12 protein-coding genes and 1 pseudogene are annotated in these 16,561 nt (G+C 67.2%); 6 read left to right on the top strand and 7 right to left on the bottom strand.

Annotated features, from left to right (window positions below):
• Positions 1 to 228: 228 nt before the first annotated feature.
• The 3 genes and pseudogenes from ACLV74_RS15505 to ACLV74_RS15495 all read right to left on the bottom strand — a co-directional run.
• Positions 229 to 1,419, bottom strand: coding sequence for an FAD-dependent monooxygenase (locus ACLV74_RS15505; protein ID WP_411880291.1), 1,191 nt, complete (start codon positions 1,417 to 1,419; stop codon positions 229 to 231).
• Positions 1,420 to 4,308, bottom strand: a complete 2,889-nt coding sequence (locus ACLV74_RS15500; protein WP_411880290.1) for an aconitate hydratase — start codon at positions 4,306 to 4,308, stop codon at positions 1,420 to 1,422. It lies immediately after the preceding gene.
• Positions 4,309 to 4,554: 246 nt separating this feature from the next.
• A pseudogene (locus ACLV74_RS15495) lies at positions 4,555 to 6,177 on the bottom strand (rhodanese-like domain-containing protein); the annotation flags it as partial.
• A gap of 300 nt (positions 6,178 to 6,477) precedes the next feature.
• Between ACLV74_RS15495 and ACLV74_RS15490 the strand changes: the two are divergent.
• From ACLV74_RS15490 to ACLV74_RS15470, 5 genes are read left to right on the top strand one after another with little or no spacing between them, the layout of a single operon-like run.
• Positions 6,478 to 7,347, top strand: a complete 870-nt coding sequence (locus ACLV74_RS15490) for an ABC transporter permease (RefSeq protein ID WP_411880289.1) — start codon at positions 6,478 to 6,480, stop codon at positions 7,345 to 7,347.
• Positions 7,334 to 8,119: an ABC transporter ATP-binding protein gene (locus ACLV74_RS15485; protein ID WP_411880288.1), complete on the top strand. Its 786-nt coding sequence runs from the start codon at positions 7,334 to 7,336 to the stop codon at positions 8,117 to 8,119. The genes ACLV74_RS15490 and ACLV74_RS15485 overlap by 14 nt, the downstream gene beginning before the upstream one ends.
• Positions 8,120 to 8,166: 47 nt before the next feature.
• Positions 8,167 to 9,198: an ABC transporter substrate-binding protein gene (locus tag ACLV74_RS15480; protein ID WP_411880287.1), complete on the top strand. Its 1,032-nt coding sequence runs from the start codon at positions 8,167 to 8,169 to the stop codon at positions 9,196 to 9,198.
• Positions 9,199 to 9,208: 10 nt separating this feature from the next.
• Positions 9,209 to 10,591: an LLM class flavin-dependent oxidoreductase gene (locus ACLV74_RS15475; protein WP_411880286.1), complete on the top strand. Its 1,383-nt coding sequence runs from the start codon at positions 9,209 to 9,211 to the stop codon at positions 10,589 to 10,591.
• Complete coding sequence (locus ACLV74_RS15470) at positions 10,588 to 11,844, top strand: acyl-CoA dehydrogenase family protein (protein ID WP_411880285.1); 1,257 nt, start codon at positions 10,588 to 10,590, stop codon at positions 11,842 to 11,844. The genes ACLV74_RS15475 and ACLV74_RS15470 overlap by 4 nt, the downstream gene beginning before the upstream one ends.
• A gap of 5 nt (positions 11,845 to 11,849) precedes the next feature.
• On the opposite strand, the gene ACLV74_RS15465 is transcribed toward ACLV74_RS15470, so the two are convergent.
• Positions 11,850 to 12,263: a hypothetical protein gene (locus ACLV74_RS15465; protein WP_411880284.1), complete on the bottom strand. Its 414-nt coding sequence runs from the start codon at positions 12,261 to 12,263 to the stop codon at positions 11,850 to 11,852.
• Between the two features lie 151 nt (positions 12,264 to 12,414).
• On the opposite strand from ACLV74_RS15465, the gene ACLV74_RS15460 reads away from it, so the two are divergent.
• Positions 12,415 to 13,251, top strand: coding sequence for a helix-turn-helix domain-containing protein (locus tag ACLV74_RS15460; RefSeq protein WP_411880283.1), 837 nt, complete (start codon positions 12,415 to 12,417; stop codon positions 13,249 to 13,251).
• 16 nt (positions 13,252 to 13,267) lie between these two features.
• Here the strand turns inward: ACLV74_RS15460 and ACLV74_RS15455 are convergent, their stop codons facing one another.
• The 3 genes from ACLV74_RS15455 to ACLV74_RS15445 form a co-directional block, all read right to left on the bottom strand.
• Entirely contained in the window at positions 13,268 to 13,630 is a 363-nt protein-coding gene (locus ACLV74_RS15455) for a DUF1428 domain-containing protein (RefSeq protein WP_411880282.1), read from the bottom strand.
• A gap of 194 nt (positions 13,631 to 13,824) precedes the next feature.
• Positions 13,825 to 14,922, bottom strand: a complete 1,098-nt coding sequence (locus tag ACLV74_RS15450) for an ABC transporter ATP-binding protein (RefSeq protein WP_411880281.1) — start codon at positions 14,920 to 14,922, stop codon at positions 13,825 to 13,827.
• Positions 14,923 to 14,926: 4 nt separating this feature from the next.
• Positions 14,927 to 16,513, bottom strand: a complete 1,587-nt coding sequence (locus ACLV74_RS15445) for an ABC transporter permease (protein ID WP_411880294.1) — start codon at positions 16,511 to 16,513, stop codon at positions 14,927 to 14,929.
• Positions 16,514 to 16,561: the final 48 nt, after the last annotated feature.

The following is a 16,561-nucleotide window of genomic DNA, read 5'->3' as shown; positions in this document are numbered from 1 at the left end:
GGGCAAAAACTTGTTTGAGCCGCAGGCGAGTTGTTTTTGACCCCGGCTGGACCGAGCACCGCAGGTTGCCCCGGAGCGAAGCGCAGGGGACGCAGCAACCAGGGTCGCCTTTCTTTTGCTTACTTTTCTTTGGCGAAGCAAAGAAAAGTGAGTCGCCGCCGGGCGACCCCGGCCAGCAATCCTCAGACGAGGGCTCAGACGAGGGCGCACCGCCGGCGCAAGACCCGGCTAAGAACCTCCACCCGCATACAACCAAGGCATATCCAGCAGCTTCTCCCCAAGCACCTTCATAGCCAAATCCCGCCCCCACCGCACCACCCCATCGGCATGGAACACCTGCCCGTTGCGCAAAGCCCTCGCCTGCACGCGCGCATTGCGCTGCCAGCGGTTGAGCGCATAGCGCTGCAGCATGGTGGGCACGTCCAGCGCCGGGTCCAGCGCCTGGGCCAGGGCGCGGCCCAGTTCGGCGGCGTCTTCAATTGCCATGCCGGCGCCTTGCGCCAGGTAGGGGCGCATGGGATGGGCGGCGTCGCCGAGCAGGGCCACGCGGCCGACGGCGTGCTGGTGGGCGCCCTGCATGGGCGCGCGGTCGTGCAGCACCCAAAGGCGCCAGCCTTCGACTGCCTCCAGCACCTCACGCAACGCGGCGCAGCAGCCGCTGGTTGCCGCGGCCAGGTCGGCGGCGTTGGCGCTGTGGTCCCAGAGGTCGGCTTCGGCCGCAACCTCGCCCTGCACGATGGCGACCACATTGAGCCATTCGCCGCCGCGCACCGGGTACTGCACCACGTGCATGCGCGGCCCCAGCCAGGCGGTGACCTGCCGGCTCCTGAGCGCTTCGGGCAGGTCGGATTGCCGCACCAATGCACGGTAAGCCAGGTGGCCGGTGCGGCGCGGCAGGCCGTCGCCCAGCAGTTCCTGGCGCACCGTGCTCCACACACCGTCGGCGCCTATGAGGGCATCGCCTTCAATGCCGGGGCCGTCGTCGGCCTGCACCGTGACGGCTTGGGCGGTCTGGGTGAAGGATTGCAAGGGGCGGCTCAGGTGCAGCTTCACGTCGGCCTGCTGCTGCACGGCATGCAGCAACACGCCATGAAGGTCGGCGCGATGGATGGTGAGGTAAGGCGCGCCGTAGCGCTGGGCCATGGTGTCGCCCAAGGGCAGTTCGCCCAGCAACTGGCCCGACACGGCGCTGCGCACCTGCAAACGTTCGGGGAAGGCGGCCACGGCCTGCAGCGCGTCGGCCAGGCCCCAGCCGTGCAACACCTTGACGACGTTGGGGCCGAGCTGGACGCCGGCGCCGACTTCGCTGAAGGCGCTGGCGCGTTCAAAGAGGCGAACGTCCCAGCCGGCGCGCGACGCCGCGAGCGCCGCCGCCAATCCGCCGATGCCGCCGCCGGCTATCAGGGCCTGCCGGAACATTTAGGCGAGAAGCTGCCTGAGCACAAACGGAAGGATGCCGCCGTTGCGGTAGTAATCCACTTCAATGGGCGTATCCACGCGCAGGATCACGGTGACTTCCTCGCGTGAGCCGTCGTCGCGCGTGATGACCAGCTTGGCCTCGCTTTGCGGCTTGAGCTCGGGGTGTGGGATCACGTCGATGACTTCGGTGCCGGTGAGCTTGAGGGTCTGCCACGAGTCGCCGGGCTTGAACTGCAGGGGCAGCACGCCCATGCCGACCAGGTTGCTGCGGTGTATGCGCTCGAAGCTGCGCGCCACCACGGCCTTGATGCCCAGCAGTTGCGTGCCCTTGGCGGCCCAGTCGCGCGAAGAGCCGGTGCCGTATTCCTCGCCGGCAAAAATCACCGTGGGCGTGCCTTCGTCCATGTACTTCATGGCGGCGTCGTAGATGAACATCTTCTCGTTGCCCGGCTGGAACAGCGTCACGCCGCCCTCTTCGCGCGAGCCTTCGGCGTCGGGCGGGATCATCAAATTCTTGATGCGCACGTTGGCAAACGTGCCGCGCATCATCACGTCGTGGTTGCCGCGGCGCGCGCCGTAGCTGTTGAAGTCGGCCTTCTGCACGCCGTTGGCCTGCAGCCACAGGCCGGCGGGCGAGCTGGCCTTGATGGAGCCGGCCGGCGAGATGTGGTCGGTGGTGATGGAGTCGGCGAACAGCGCCATGATGCGCGCGCCCTTGACGTCCACGCTGCCGGCCTCGCCGGCGTCCATCGTGAAGTCCTTGAAGAACGGCGGCTCGGCGATGTAGGTGCTGGCGGGCCAGGTGTAGGAGGTGCCCTTGACGCCCTTGATGTTTTCCCAGAGCTTGCCGGGTTCGGTTTTCACTTTCGCGTAGTTGGCGCGGAAGGCCTTGCCGTTCATGGCGTACTTCATGAGCTTGTGGATTTCGTCGCTGGTCGGCCAGATGTCGCCGAGGTAGACGTCCTTGCCGCCCTTGCCCTTGCCGACGGGCTCGGTCATCAGGTCGCGCATCACCGTGCCGGCAATCGCATAAGCCACCACCAGCGGCGGGCTGGCCAGGAAGTTGGCCTTGAGGTTGGGATGGATGCGCGCCTCGAAATTGCGGTTGCCCGAGAGCACGGCCGCGCACACCAGGTCGCTTTTGCTGATGGCCTCGTTGAGCTCGGGCGTCAGGTCGCCGGCGTTGCCGATGCAGGTGGTGCAGCCATAGCCGGCCAACGCGAAGCCCAGCTTTTCAAGGTAGGGCAGCAAGCCGGTTTCGGTGAGGTACTCGGTCACGATGCGGGAACCAGGCGCCAGCGAGGTCTTGATGTGCGGCTGCACCTTGAGGCCGGCTTCCACCGCCTTCTTGGCCAGCAGGCCGGCGGCCAGCAGCACACTGGGGTTGGAGGTGTTGGTGCAACTGGTGATGGCGGCGATCAGTATGTCGCCGTTGCCTACGGTAATGCCGGGCGCGGAATGCACCACCTCGGTCTGCGACTTGGCGGGCGCATCGGTGGTGTTGCTGGCGCGGGCGTGCGCCAGGGTGGGACGGTTGCCTTCCATTTCCATCACGGGACGCGCGGCCCCCGCCGGTGTGGGCGGTGCCGAGGGCAGCGTATCCAGCCGCCCTTCGTCGGTGCGGCGCACCAGGTGGCGCGTGTTCAGCATGCCCGCGGGCTGGTTGAAACCGTTCTCGGCAATCGGCTTGCTGAACAGCGACTTGAACTGGCCGGCGACGTTTCCGAGCTCGATGCGGTCCTGCGGGCGCTTGGGGCCGGCCAGGCTGGGCGTGACGTCGCCCAGGTCGAGCTTGACCACATGGGAGTAATCAATCTCGCCGGCCTTGGCCACACCGAACAGGCCTTGCGCCTTGAAGTAGGCCTCGAAGGCTTCGATCTCTTCCTTGGTGCGGCCCGTGCCCTTGAAGTAATCGATGGTTTTTTCATCGACCGGGAAGAAGCCCATGGTAGCGCCGTATTCGGGCGCCATGTTGCCGATGGTGGCGCGGTCGGGCAAGGCCAGCGTACGAGTGCCTTCGCCGAAGAACTCGACGAACTTGCCGACGACTTTTTCGCGGCGCAGCTGCTCGGTCACGCGCAGCACCAGGTCGGTGGCGGTGACGCCTTCGCGCAGGCGGCCGGTCAGCTCAAAGCCGACCACGTCGGGCGTGAGGAAGTACACCGGCTGGCCCAGCATGGCGGCTTCGGCCTCGATGCCGCCGCAGCCCCAGGCGACCACACCGATGCCGTTGATCATGGTGGTGTGGCTGTCGGTGCCCACCAGCGAGTCGGGGTAATAAATGTTGTCCCTGGTCTTGTGTACGCCGCGCGAGAGGTATTCAAGGTTGACCTGGTGCACGATGCCGAAGCCCGGCGGCACAACGCCGAAGGTGTCGAAGGCCTGCATGCCCCACTTCATGAATTCGTAGCGCTCGCGGTTGCGCTGGAACTCGAGCTTCATGTTGAGGTCCAGCGAATTTTTCTTGCCGTAGTAGTCGACCATGATGGAGTGGTCGACCACGAGGTCCACCGGCACCAGCGGCTCGATGGCTTTCGGGTTCTTTCCCAGCTTGAGCGCCACGCTGCGCATGGCGGCCAGGTCGGCCAGCAGCGGCACGCCGGTGAAATCCTGCAGCACCACGCGCGAGACGACGAAAGGGATTTCGTCGCTGCGCTCGGCCTGGGGCAGCCAGTTGGCCAGCTGGCTCACGTGTTCGGCCGTGACTTTTTTGCCGTCGCAGTTGCGCAGCACCGATTCGAGCACGATGCGCATGGACACCGGCAGGCGGGAGACTTTGGGGAATTGTTTGGCCAGTTCCGGCAGCGAGTAGAACTTGCCGGTTTTGCCCGAGGCGGTCTTGAAGCTTTTGAGCGTGGAGGAAAAAGCGTGGGGAGGCGGTTTGGCCATGGCGGACTCCTTTTTATTGACGGCAGCCCCCATTCTGGCAGGCACGGGCCCGCCTTGGACAGCCCGCCCCTCCATATCCTGCCCGGCGGCTCAGTCTTGGCCGGGTAACAAAGGCCCAGAAGATGTTTTTCCCGGGGCAACAGGGGATGAAATACTTTTCGTTTCAAAACGCAAAGAAGCCCCATCGCAGGGCATCCCTGCCCGGAACCAGGGCGGCAACAACCCGCCTCCGCCCCTCGCTGACGCCTAGACCGCGACCAGCGGCGCGGCGACCGGTGCCGCAGGCCGCGCGGCGGGTGCCAGCCGTATGCCGGTATCGCCTTCCCTTTCTATCTGCTCGACCAGGCCGAGCTCCCAGTCCAGGTAGGTGCGGAAAGCCTGGTCGCGCGCCTGCTGGCTGGCGTGGTGGTAGGGACTGAACCAGCTGTCGTCGTCGCCGGTCAGCACACCCTCCGCGCCCGAGGCCGTCGGCAACCCCGCCTCCGCCCAGGCCCGGGTGCCGCCGGCAACAGCCCACACGCCGCGGCCGGTGCGAAAAGCCAGTTCGGCGGCCACGGCCTGCGCCAGAACGCCATCGGAAGAGGCCAGCAACACGGCGCGGCCGGACTCCTGCGCCGAGAGGAACTCCTCCAGGCGGTCGGGCACCGCGAACAAGGCGCCCGCGATGTGGTTGCGCTCGTAGGCGGCGCGGCGCTCCACGTCAAAGACGACGGCGCCACCATTGACCAGCCGGTCCGCTTCCTGCACCGAGACCGACGGCTGCACGGCATGCAGCCGCTGCACCCGCACCGGCTCCGCGCCCGTCACCAGGGCGGCCAGGGCCTCGGGGCTGTAGACATACACTTCCTGCCCGCCCAACTGCGCCAGCCACGCAGCGGTGGTCAGCGCCCGCACGCCGTCCCAGTCGGCCAGCACGGTGCGCGCGCGCCGGGTGGCCAGGTACTCATCGGTCGCCTGCACCAGTTGCCCGCCGGGCGCCCAGCGCCAGCCTTCCAGGTGGCCGGCCGCGTATTCTTCGCGCGTGCGCACGTCAAAGCGGTACAGCGTGTGCTCACCCGCTTCTTTCTCCAGCCGGGCCAGCCCGGCCGCGTCGATGCGGCGCACGCCGGCGCGTTCAGCCGCCGCGCCGGCGCCGGCGCGCGCGGCGGCCAGGGCATCGGCACCCGGTGTCGGCAATGCGGGCCGCCTGCCGTTGGCCAGGTTGCGGCCCGACAGCAGCCAGGCCATGGTGCCGTCGCGCAAGGACACCACGCGGTTGGGGATGCCGGCATCGATCAGCGTCTGCGCGCCCAGGATGCTGCGGGTGCGGCCGGCGCAGTTGACGACGACCAGCGTCTTGGGGTCGGGCGCGAGTTCGCCGATGCGATAGACCAGCTCGGCGCCGGGCAGGCTGTGGGCGAAGGGCAGGCTGAAGTCTGTGAACTCCTCGGGCGTGCGGCTGTCCACCACCACGATGTTGTCGCCGCGCGCGACGCGCTGCTCAAGTTCATCGGCGCTGATCGAGGGCGTGTGTTTTTGCACCTCGATGACTTCGCCGAAGGCCTTGCTGAGCACGTTGGTGCCGGTGAAGATTTCATGGCCTTCATCGGCCCAGGCGCGGGTGCCGCCCGCCAGCACCGAAAGGTGTCGCCAGCCCAGGCGCCGCAGCTTGGCGACGGCCTGGTGCACCAGGGTTTCATCGCCGTCCACCAGGACGATGCGGGTGTCGCGCCGGGGCACCAGGCGGTCTATCAACACTTCGATGCGCCACAAGGGCAGCGATGCCGCGAACAGAATGTGGCCGCGGGAGAAGACCCCCGTCTCGCGCACGTCGAGCACGGCAATCTCGCGGCCGTCGGCCAGCGCGGCCTTGAGTTCGCGCGGGCTGACGCGTGCCGCATCAACGTCGGCATGCTGGCCGGGGGAAGCAGGGGAGGCGGCGGTACGTGTCATCGGAAACCTTTTACGAGTGGATGGAAGTTACTGGATGACTCGCACGGTAAGGGTGCATGCGCCGCGTGGCAACTGCGCAATCCGCATATGGATATGCGCCGCACCGTCGCCGCTCGTCACCAGAAAAAGCGCATGCATATGCACAAACGATTCGCACATAAACAGCCTCGACATGCTTCGTTGCCCTGGCGTGTGCGCGCTCCAACAATCGGCGCTCACACATTGCAAAGGAGCAAGATGGCCCGCAACCCCGCACTGGCTGGCGACATTGGCGCACAGCCGCAAGACTTCCTGATCGACCTCAGCCCGCGGGTGGCGCGGGCGAAGTGGGCCGGTGAGTTTCGCGTGTGGGCGGGTTACCTGCGCCGGCTCGCCTCCCCGCTGGGCCTGTTGCTGCTGTGGCAGGTCACGGCCGAACTGGGCCTGGTCTCGCGCCAGGTCCTTCCGCCGCCCACGCAGATCATCGCGGCCTTCGCCGAGCTGATCGAGAACGGCGAGCTCCAGCGCGCGCTGCCCGCCTCCATAGGCCGCTCGCTGGCGGGCCTGTCCATTGGCGGCGGCATCGGGCTGCTGCTGGGGCTGTTCGCGGGCCTGTGGAAAAAAGGGGAAGAGATTTTTGATGCGCCGCTGCAGATGCTGCGCACCATTCCCTTCATCTCCGCCGTGCCGCTGTTCATCATCTGGTTCGGCATCGACGAGAGCGTGAAGATCATCATCATCCTGGTGGCGACCATCTTTCCGGTCTACCTCAACACTTACTCGGGCGTGCGCTCGGTGGACCCCAAGCTCATTGAGGCGGCCCGCATCTTCGGCCTGTCGCACGCGCGCATCATCCGCCACGTGATCCTGCCGACCGCCATGCCTTCCATCCTGGTGGGTATCCGCTATGCCGCGGGAGTTTCGCTGCTGGCGCTGGTGGTGTCCGAGCAGATCAACGCGCGCGCCGGCATAGGCTACATCCTGGCCAATGCCAACCTGAACCAGCGCAGCGACATCATCATCGCCGGCATCATCGTCTACGCCTTCCTGGGCATCCTGACCGACATCATCATGCGCAAGGTCGAATCCTCGCTGCTGCCCTGGAAGCCCCAGCATGCGGTCGCCTGATGCGGGCGCGGCGGGAGCCAACAACATGAGCCAGACGCACAACGCCGTCGAGCTGCGCAAGGTGCTGCGCCGCTTCGGCGACCGCAAGGTCCTCAACCAGATCGACCTGACGCTGCGCGCCTCGGAATTCGTCGCGGTGCTGGGCCCGTCGGGCACCGGAAAGACCACACTGCTGCGCATCCTCTCCGGCCTGGACCAGGCCGACGGCGGCAGCGTGCGCCTGGCCGCCAGCCGCTCGGTGGTGTTCCAGGAGCCGCGCCTGGTGCCGGCCAAAAAGGTCTGGGAAAACGTGGTGCTGGGCGAAAGCAGCCGGGAAGCGCAAGCCGCCGCCCTGCGCGCCCTGGAAGAAGTCGGCCTCACGAAACTTTCCCACGCCTGGCCCAAGACGCTGTCCGGCGGCGAGGCGCAACGCGTGGCGCTGGCGCGCGCGCTGGTGCATGAGCCCAAATTGCTGCTGCTCGATGAGCCCTTTGCCAGCCTGGACGCGCTCACCCGCATCCGCATGCATGAGCTGGTGCAGCAGCTGTGGGCGCGCCACCAGCCCGCCGTGGTGCTGGTCACCCACGACGTGGACGAAGCCATCCTGCTGGCCGACCGCGTGCTGGTGCTGTCCAACGGGCAGATCGCCCTGGACGTGCAGGTCAACTTGCCCAAGCCGCGCCGCAAGACCCATCCCGAATTCGACCGCCTGAGAACGCAGCTGCTCCTGCAGCTTGGCGTGACCGTCCCGCGCGAGGAAGCCCTTGCGGGCGAGCTCGCCGAAGCCGCCTGAGTGACCCCATTCCCGCATGTTTTTAATCCTTTAACCGAAGAACCCTTATGCGCAACACAAGACGACACCTCCTTCGCAACGCACTGCTGCTGGGCGCGGCCGCGCTGTCCCTGCTCACCGTGCAAGCCCATGCACAGGGCCGCACCAAATTGGTGGTGGGCATCCAGACCATAGAGCTGCGCGAAACCGTGCTGGCCTCCAAAGTGCTGGACGGCGCGCCCTTCGACATCGAGTGGGCGGTGCTGCCCGGCCCGGCGGCGCAGTTGTCGGCGCTGTATTCGAAGTCCATCGACATCGGCCTGGGCGGCTCGACCTCGCTGATCTTCGAGCAGGCCAAGGCCGAAAAATGGGACGAGAAAAACCCGCCGCTGCAAATCGTGGCGGCCTGGGAGAACCCCGACCCGAAATACCCGTCCATCATCACCGCCGTGCGCAAGGACGCCGGTATCAACAGCCTGAAGGACCTCAAGGGCAAGCGCTGGGCGCACAACTACGGCGGCTACAACTACGGCCAGTACATCGCCACCCTGGTCAAGGCCGGCCTGACCGAAAAGGACATCGCCCCCGCGCGCTTTACCGACCAGTTTGCCGGCGGCACCGCCTTCAACCATGGGCAGGTCGAAGTGTTTTCGGGCAGCGCGCCCGGCATTTTTGAATCGCTGAAGAACGGCACGGCCAGGGTGCTGATCGACAACAGGGAAACCGAAGTGCCCGGTGTGACCATCTTCATCGCCCGGCAGGACGTGATCGCCGACAAGGCCAGGAGCGAGGCCCTCGGCGAATTCCTCGCGCGGGTGCGCACCCACTGGACCTGGTACGAGAAGAACCTGCCGGCCGTCGAAGACATTTACGTGAAGAAGCTGCAGCAGAACGCCGAGCGTGCCCAGTTCACGGCGCGCCACTCCTTTGCCGAATTCAAGCCCGTGGACAAGGAACTGGGCCGCAAGCTGCAGAACCTGTCGGACCTGTTCTTCGAGTTCAAGGCCATCCCCAAAAAGATCAACGTGAACTCGGAGCTGAGCCCCAGGTTCAACGCCTACACCGTGCCGGGCAACGCGTCCGTGGCTACGGCGCGCTGAGGCAGGCACCATGAGCGCCCAGAGAAGCCTTCACCTGAACCTGCTGTTCAACAACGCGGGCAACGTCAGTTCGGCCTGGCGCTGGCCCGACAGCGACCCGCGCGCCTTCATCGACAGCAACTACTACGTCGAGGCGGCGCAGCTCTGCGAAAAAGGCACGTTCGATGCGATCTTTTTCTCCGACAGCCTGGCGCTCAATGACTCGCCCGAGTTCAAGCCCTTCCAGTCGCTGGAGCCCACGGTGCTGCTGGCCACCATCGCCGCGCACACCGAGCGGATCGGCCTGATCGCCACGGTCTCCAGCTCCTACAACGACCCCTTCAACATCGCCAGGCGCTTCGCGTCGCTGGACCACATCAGCGGCGGCAGGACCGGCATCAACATCGTCACCACCGCGGACACGGCGGCCGCGCACAACTTCGGCCAGGCCGATGCCTACGCCCATGCCGACCGCTATGCGCGGGGGGCTGAGTTCATCGAGGTGGTGCAGAAACTCTGGGACAGCTGGGAGGCCGATGCCCTGGTGGGCGACAAGGCGGCCGGGCGGCTGGTGGACCCGGCCAAGCTGCATGAGATCAACCACAGGGGCGAGTACTTTTCCGTGCGCGGGCCGCTGAACGTGCCGCGCACGCCGCAGGGCCGGCCTGTAGTGGTGCAGGCGGGCGGCTCTTCGGACGGCCGCGAGGTCGCCGCAAAACATGCCGAGATCGTGTTCACCGCCGCGCACACGCTGGAAGACGCGGCCGCCTATGCCACCGACCTGCGCCGGCGCGCCCGCGCCTTCGGCCGCGCCGGCGATGCCATTGCCATCCTGCCCGGCCTGGTCACCGTCATCGGCAGCACCGAGGCCGAAGCCAGGCGGCGCTCCGACGAACTCTGGGAGCTGGTGCCGCTGCAGTACGGCGTGAACCGCCTGGCCACCGTGCTAGGGCTGGCACCGTCGGAACTGTCGCTGGACAAACCCCTGCCGCGCAACATCGCTAAGCCCGCGCGCGGCTCGCACACCGCCTTCGAGCAGACCGTGCGCCTGGCGGAAGAAAAAAACCTGACCGTGCGCGAACTGATCCGCGTGCTGGGCGGCGGCGCCACCATGCACCGCGTGATCACCGGCACACCGGACAAGGTGGCGGACTCCATCGAACAATGGTTTCTCAGCGGCCACGTTGACGGCTTCAACGTGGTGCCCGACGTGGTGGCCTCCGGCCTGGAGGTGTTTGTCGGCGAGGTGGTTCCGCTGCTGCGCAAGAAAGGCATCTTCCGCCATCACTACGAAGGCAGGACGCTGCGCGAGCACTACGGCCTGGCCCAGCCCGCCAGCCTGTACCCGGCAAGCGCCGCCCGCCAGGCAGCGAATGCCGCCCATGAACCTCCACCTTTGAAAGCCGCGGCATGACCCACACATCCTCCACGCTTGAGATCAGCCCCGCAGCCGAGGCGGCAACGGCCGGCCCGCCCCTGCATCCCGCCTCGGAAAAACTGGCCGCCCTGCTGGACAGCATCCGCGAAGGCGCGTCAAACCGCGACCTGGAGCGCGAGCTGCCCTTTGGCGTGATCGAGTCCCTGCGCCAGGCCAGGCTGGGCGCCATTCGCATCCCGAAGGACGAAGGCGGCCTGGGCGTCAGCCTGCGCGAGCTGTTCGCGGTGGTCATACGCCTGGGCGAAGCCGATTCCAACGTCGCGCACATCCTGCGCAACCACTTTGTCACGCTGGAGCGCATCCTCAGCGCGCCGCGCAGCGAGCGCAACCGCCGCTGGATCAAAGCCGCGGCCGAAGGCGCCATCTTCAGCCTGGCCGGGACCGAACTGGGCGCCAAGCGCTCGGGCTCACTGTCGGTGGTGAGCACACGCCTGAGCCTTCAGGCCGACGGCGCTTACCGCCTGGACGGCGAGAAGTACTACAGCACCGGTTGCCTGTATGCGGACTACATCGCCATCCCGGTGCTCACCCCTCAGGGTGAAACGGCCACCGTGATCATTCCCGCGGCTCGCACCGGTGTGGAACTGGTGGACGACTGGGACGGCTTCGGCCAGCGGCTGACCGGCACCGGCACCACGCGCCTGCACGAGGTGCGGGTGGAGGCTGATGAACTGATCCAGGGATCGGACAGCGACACCAGCCCCTTTCACTACATCTCCACCATCCCACAGCTTTACGTCACCGCGATCAACGCGGGTGTGGCGCAGAGCGTGCTGCGCGACGCGACCGCGCTGGTGCACAAACGGCCGCGCTCCTTCTATCACGCGACAGCTGAAAAATCTTCCGACGACCCGCTGGTGCAGCACACCATCGGCCAGATCGCCGCCAACGCCTTTGCGGCGGAGAGCATCGTGCTGGCCGCATCCGATGCGCTGGATGTTTTCATCGGTGAAGACGGCAGCAACGAGGCCGGCTACCAGAAAGCATCACTGGAGGCGGCACTCAAGGCCGCCAAGGCCAAACTGGTAGTGGACGAGCTGGCCCTGCGCTCGGCCACCCTGCTGTTTGAGGTGGGCGGCGCGTCAAGCGCCAGGCGCAGCGAAAACCTGGACAGGCACTGGCGCAATGCGCGCACCCTGGCCGCTCACAACCCGGCGGCGTTCAAGGCGCGGGCACTGGGCGATTACGAACTCAACCAGAAAGCGCCGCCCAACCTGGGCTTCTTCTGAGCGGATCACCAGGCCGGTTGCGGCGATGCGCGGCGCAGGCCGAAGTACTGCAGTTCGGCCAGCACCGCCACGGTCACGGCCTGCACCAGCACGTAAGCCACGCCCAGCGCCGATGGCGACACCCGGCCGCTGAGCAGCAACAGCACGCAGGCCAGTGCCCAGCCCAGGTTGCCGACTACCAGCGCCCAGATCACGGGCCGCGGTAAAGGCTTACGCGTTGAAACAAAAACCACGACCGCCGCGTAGGCCAGCAAAAACTCGCCGGTATAGGCCATCAAAGCCTCGGGCAGGTTGAAAAGCCGGGCCATCGTGGCCGGAAAGGCGACTTGAAGCACACCGCAGGCAATGCAGGAAAGCGCATCCACACGCAGTACGTTGCGCAGGAAGTTGGGGGAGGAAAGGAGGGAACTCGAAGACATGGCAAAACTCCTGAAGCAGCAGCCGGTGAGGTGACCAGCGCGCCGGGCCGCCGGACCGTGCGCATGGAAGGCATCATTCCCGCGCGGCGGCGGCCGGTCCATGACCCGGCAGGTAATGGAAAGCCGGATGCGGCGGCCTTACGATGGCGCCATGACCGCCAGCACCCACCACCCCAGCCGCCCGGCGCCGCGCAGCGCGCCCCAGCCTTTTGGTGAGCACCTGCGCCACTGGCGCCAGCACCGGCGCCTGAGCCAGCTGGACCTGGCGCATGAGGCCGACATCTCGACGCGCCACCTGAGTTTTGTGGAAACCGGCCGCTCCGTGCCCAGCCGCGAGATGGTGCTGCGGCTGTCGGAGCGGCTGGACATTCCGCTGCGCGAACGCAATGCGCTGCTGGTGGCGGCCGGCTATGCACCCATGTACCGCGAGCGGCCGCTGGACGACCCGGCGCTGGCCTCGGCCCGGCAGGCGGTGGAGCTGCTGCTCAAAAGCCATGAGCCCTACCCGGCCCTGGCGGTGGACCGGCACTGGAACCTGCTGGCCGCCAACCGCATGGTGCCGCACCTGATGGAGGGCGCCGATGCCTCGTTGTTGCAGGGGCCCGTGAACGTGTTGCGTTTAAGTTTGCACCCGAAAGGCCTGGCGCCGCGCATCGCCAACCTGCCGCAGTGGCGCGCGCATATCTTTGAGCGCCTGCGCCAGCAGGTCGCGGCGACGGCAGACCCGCTGCTGGGGGCCTTGCTGGAAGAACTCAAGGCCTACCCGGTGCCCGAAGAAGCGACGACCGAACACCTGGCAGGCGAACACCCCGGCGTGGTGATGCCCTTCCTGTTCCGCACGCCGGCCGGCATGCTGAGTTTCATCAGCACCACCACCATCTTCGGCACGCCGGTGGACGTGACGCTGCAGGAACTGGCGATGGAAACGTTTTTCCCGGCGGATGACTTCACGCGCCAGACGCTGCATGCGCTGGCGGCGCAGCGCTAGGCGTCAAGAGCTGCTCTCAGAGCTCGACGATGGTCTTGAAGCCACCCCAGAACATGCGTTTGGCGTCGAAGGGATGGTTCTTCGGGTCCATCATGCCCTCCAGGCGCGGATCGGCCATGACCTTCTTGTTGATGCTGTCGCGCTGCTTGCGCGACTTGAAGATGATCCATGAAAACACCACCACCTCATCCTTCCTGAGCTTGACGCTTTGCGGGAAGGATGTGAGTTTTCCGGGCTTGACGTCGTCGGCGATGCATTCGGTGCATTCGAGCGCGCCGTATTCCTTCCAGATCTTGCCGGCCTTGCGCGCCAGCCTGCGGTAAGCGTCGACCTTCTTCTTTGGAACGGGAAGCACAAATCCATCAACGTAACGGGCCATGGGAGTCTCCTTGCTTGAGGGTCAATGAAGTGCATGCGACACGAGCGGGGAAACAGCAGCGAGTGCCATCGCAGTTCTTGTGTACGCCGTACACAATATACCCAAAAGCAGGAATGTCCTTGCGGGAAAAAGTAACAAAGCTTGAGGCAGACACGACAGGCGGGCCGGCGCCGCCCGCGACGGCGGATGGATCGTCAGGCGCTGAAAACGTGCGCCTGGCCGGCCACCGTGATGCGCACCATGGCGCCCAGCGCTGGCGCATGGATGCCCGCGCTGTGCACCAGCAGCGGCTCATCCCATCCGGCCGTTGGCGCCGGTGCGGCGGTAGCCGCGCCGGCGCCGCGCACCAGGCGCACCGACAGCACGCAGACCGAGCCGCCGAAGTCGGTGTCGGTGACCGCGCCGTAACACGCGTCGCCATGCGCCGCCACATCGGCGGGCACTTCGGCCACCTGCAGCTGCTCGGGCCGCAGCATGATTTGCGCCGCGCCCTTGCGCGCGCTGTCGTTGACGGCAACATGCCCCAGCGCGCAATCGGCCCAGCCGCCGGCAAGTTGCGCCGGCAGCACGATGCTGTCGCCCAGGAAGCCGGCCACGGCCTCATCGCGCGGACGCAGATACACATCGAGCGGGCGGCCGGCCTGCACCAGCTGCCCGCCGCGCATCACGGCCACCTGGTCGGCAAACGAGAGTGCCTCGGCCTGGTCGTGCGTGACGAGGATGGTGGTGATGCCGGCGGCACTGAGCAGCTGCGCGACCGCCTTGCGGGTGCTGGCGCGCAGGCCGGTGTCGAGTGCCGAAAAAGGCTCGTCCAGCAGCATGAGCTTGGGCCGCTGGGCCAGCGCGCGCGCCAGCGCCACGCGCTGCTGCTGGCCGCCCGAAAGTTCATGCGGGCGGCGCGCCAGCATGGCGGTGTCCAGCGCGACCATGTCCATGAGTTCGGCAATGCGCTCGGCGCGCCGTGGGGTGTTGCGCGGCAGGCCGAAGCCGACGTTGCCTTCAATCGTGAGGTGCGGAAACAGCGCGCCGTCCTGCGGCACATAGCCGATGCCGCGCTCGTGCGCGGGCACGGCGTCGGGGCCGTCGGCCAGTTGCCGGCCGCCCAGCGTGACGCGGCCGGCGTCGGGCGCCTCGAAGCCGGCGATGATGCGCAGCAGGGTGGTCTTGCCCGAGCCCGAGGGGCCGACGACGGCGGTGCGGCTGCCGGGCGCGACGCTCAGGTCCACGCCGCCCAGCGCCTCGACGGGGCCGTAGTGTTTGCGGATGGCTTGCAGTTCCAGAGAAGTCGTCATCGCGTCATCGTCCCGCCGTGCGTTTGGATTGGTGGTAAAGCAGCCAGGTCATGGGCAGCGAGAGCAGCACCATGATGAGCGCATAGGGCGCGGCGGCGGCGTAGTCGATCTCGCTGCTGTAGGCCCAGAAGGAAGTCGCCAGCGTGCGCGTGCCGTTGGGCGCGAGCATCAGCGTGGCGGTGAGTTCGTTGGTGATGCCCAGGCCCACCAGCGCCGCGCCGGCGGCCGCGCTGGGCGCGGCCAGCCGCAGGGTGATGGCCCACAACGCCTGTGCGGGCGTGCGGCCCAGGCTGCGCGCGGCCTGCTCGAGTTCCACCGGCGCCTGGGCGATGCCGGCACGCAGGCTGATGAGGGCGCGCGGCAAAAACATCAGCAGGTAGGCCAGCAACACCGTGAACGCCGTCTGGTAGATCGGCAGGCGCACGGTGACCGTGACGAGGGCCAGCGCCACCACCACGCCGGGCAGCGAGCCGACCATGTAATTGCAGGCTTCGAGCACGCGCTGCAGCCGGCCCGGCGAGCGTATCGACAGCCAGGCCATGGGCACGGCGGCCACGGTGGTCAGCAATGCGCCGCCCATCGCCAGCGCCAGGGTTTGCAACAGCGAGGGGCCGAGTTCATCAAAGCGCCAGACGGCCGCGCCGCCCGCCACCAGCCAACGCCCCAGCGTGACCAACGGCACGCCCAGCGCCAGCACCGTCAGCAGCGCGGGCAGCAGCAGGCCGAGCGCGGTGAAGCGGCCCAGGCTGCGTTTGAAAGGCATGCGCGCCGCGCCGGAGCCGACGCGCGCGTAACGCTCCTTGCCGCGAGCGGCCGACTCCAGCCCCAGCAGCGCGAAGCAGCACACCACCAGCACGCCCGAGAGCATGTTGGCGGCGGGCCCGTTGTAGGTGGACTGGAACTGGTCGACGATGGCGGTGGTGAAGGTGTCGAAGCGGATCATCACGTAAAGGCCGTATTCGGCCAGCAGGTGCAGCCCCACCAGCAGCGAGCCGCCGCACACCGCCAGCCGCAACTGCGGCATCACCACACGAAAGAACACCGCCCAGGGGCTCAGGCCCAGCGAGGCGGCGCTGTCTTCCATGCCCGGGTCCAGGCGCCGCAAGGCCGCGGCGACCGGCAAATACAAAAACGGGAAATAGGCGATCACCGAAACCATCACGCCGGCCGTCAGGCCGTGCAGGCCTGGCGCCACCGTCATCCAGGCATAGCTGTGCACAAAGGCCGGCACCGCGAGCGGCGCGACCAGCAGCCAGGCCCAGGTGCGCGCGCCGGGCAGGTCGCTGCGCTCCGTGAGCCAGGCCAGGGCCACGGCCAGCACCGCGCACAGCGGCACGGTGAGCACAACCAGCAGCGCGGTGTTGAGCAGCAGCTCGCCGACACGCGGCCGGAAGATCAGCGCGGAGGCGGTGTCCCAGCCGGTCTGGATGCCGACCCAGAGCACAAAGCCCAGCGGCAGCAAGGCCAGGAGCGACACGACCAGCGCCGCACCGCCCACCCAGGACAGGCGCCAGCCGCCGCGCCCGGCAGCGGGCGAAGGCAGCAGCACCGCAACCGCGGGGTTCAGGGCGGCTTCGGCATCTAGAGGCACGGCACTCAAGGGAAGTGTCAGATCGGTGGACCTGAAGGTGTTTCGAAA

This window comes from Polaromonas sp. YR568, from assembly GCF_943369415.1.
Classification (GTDB): Bacteria; Pseudomonadota; Gammaproteobacteria; order Burkholderiales; family Burkholderiaceae_C; genus Polaromonas.
The sequence above is the reverse complement of the archived record's forward strand: the minus strand, read 5'-3'. Positions and strand labels throughout refer to the sequence as shown.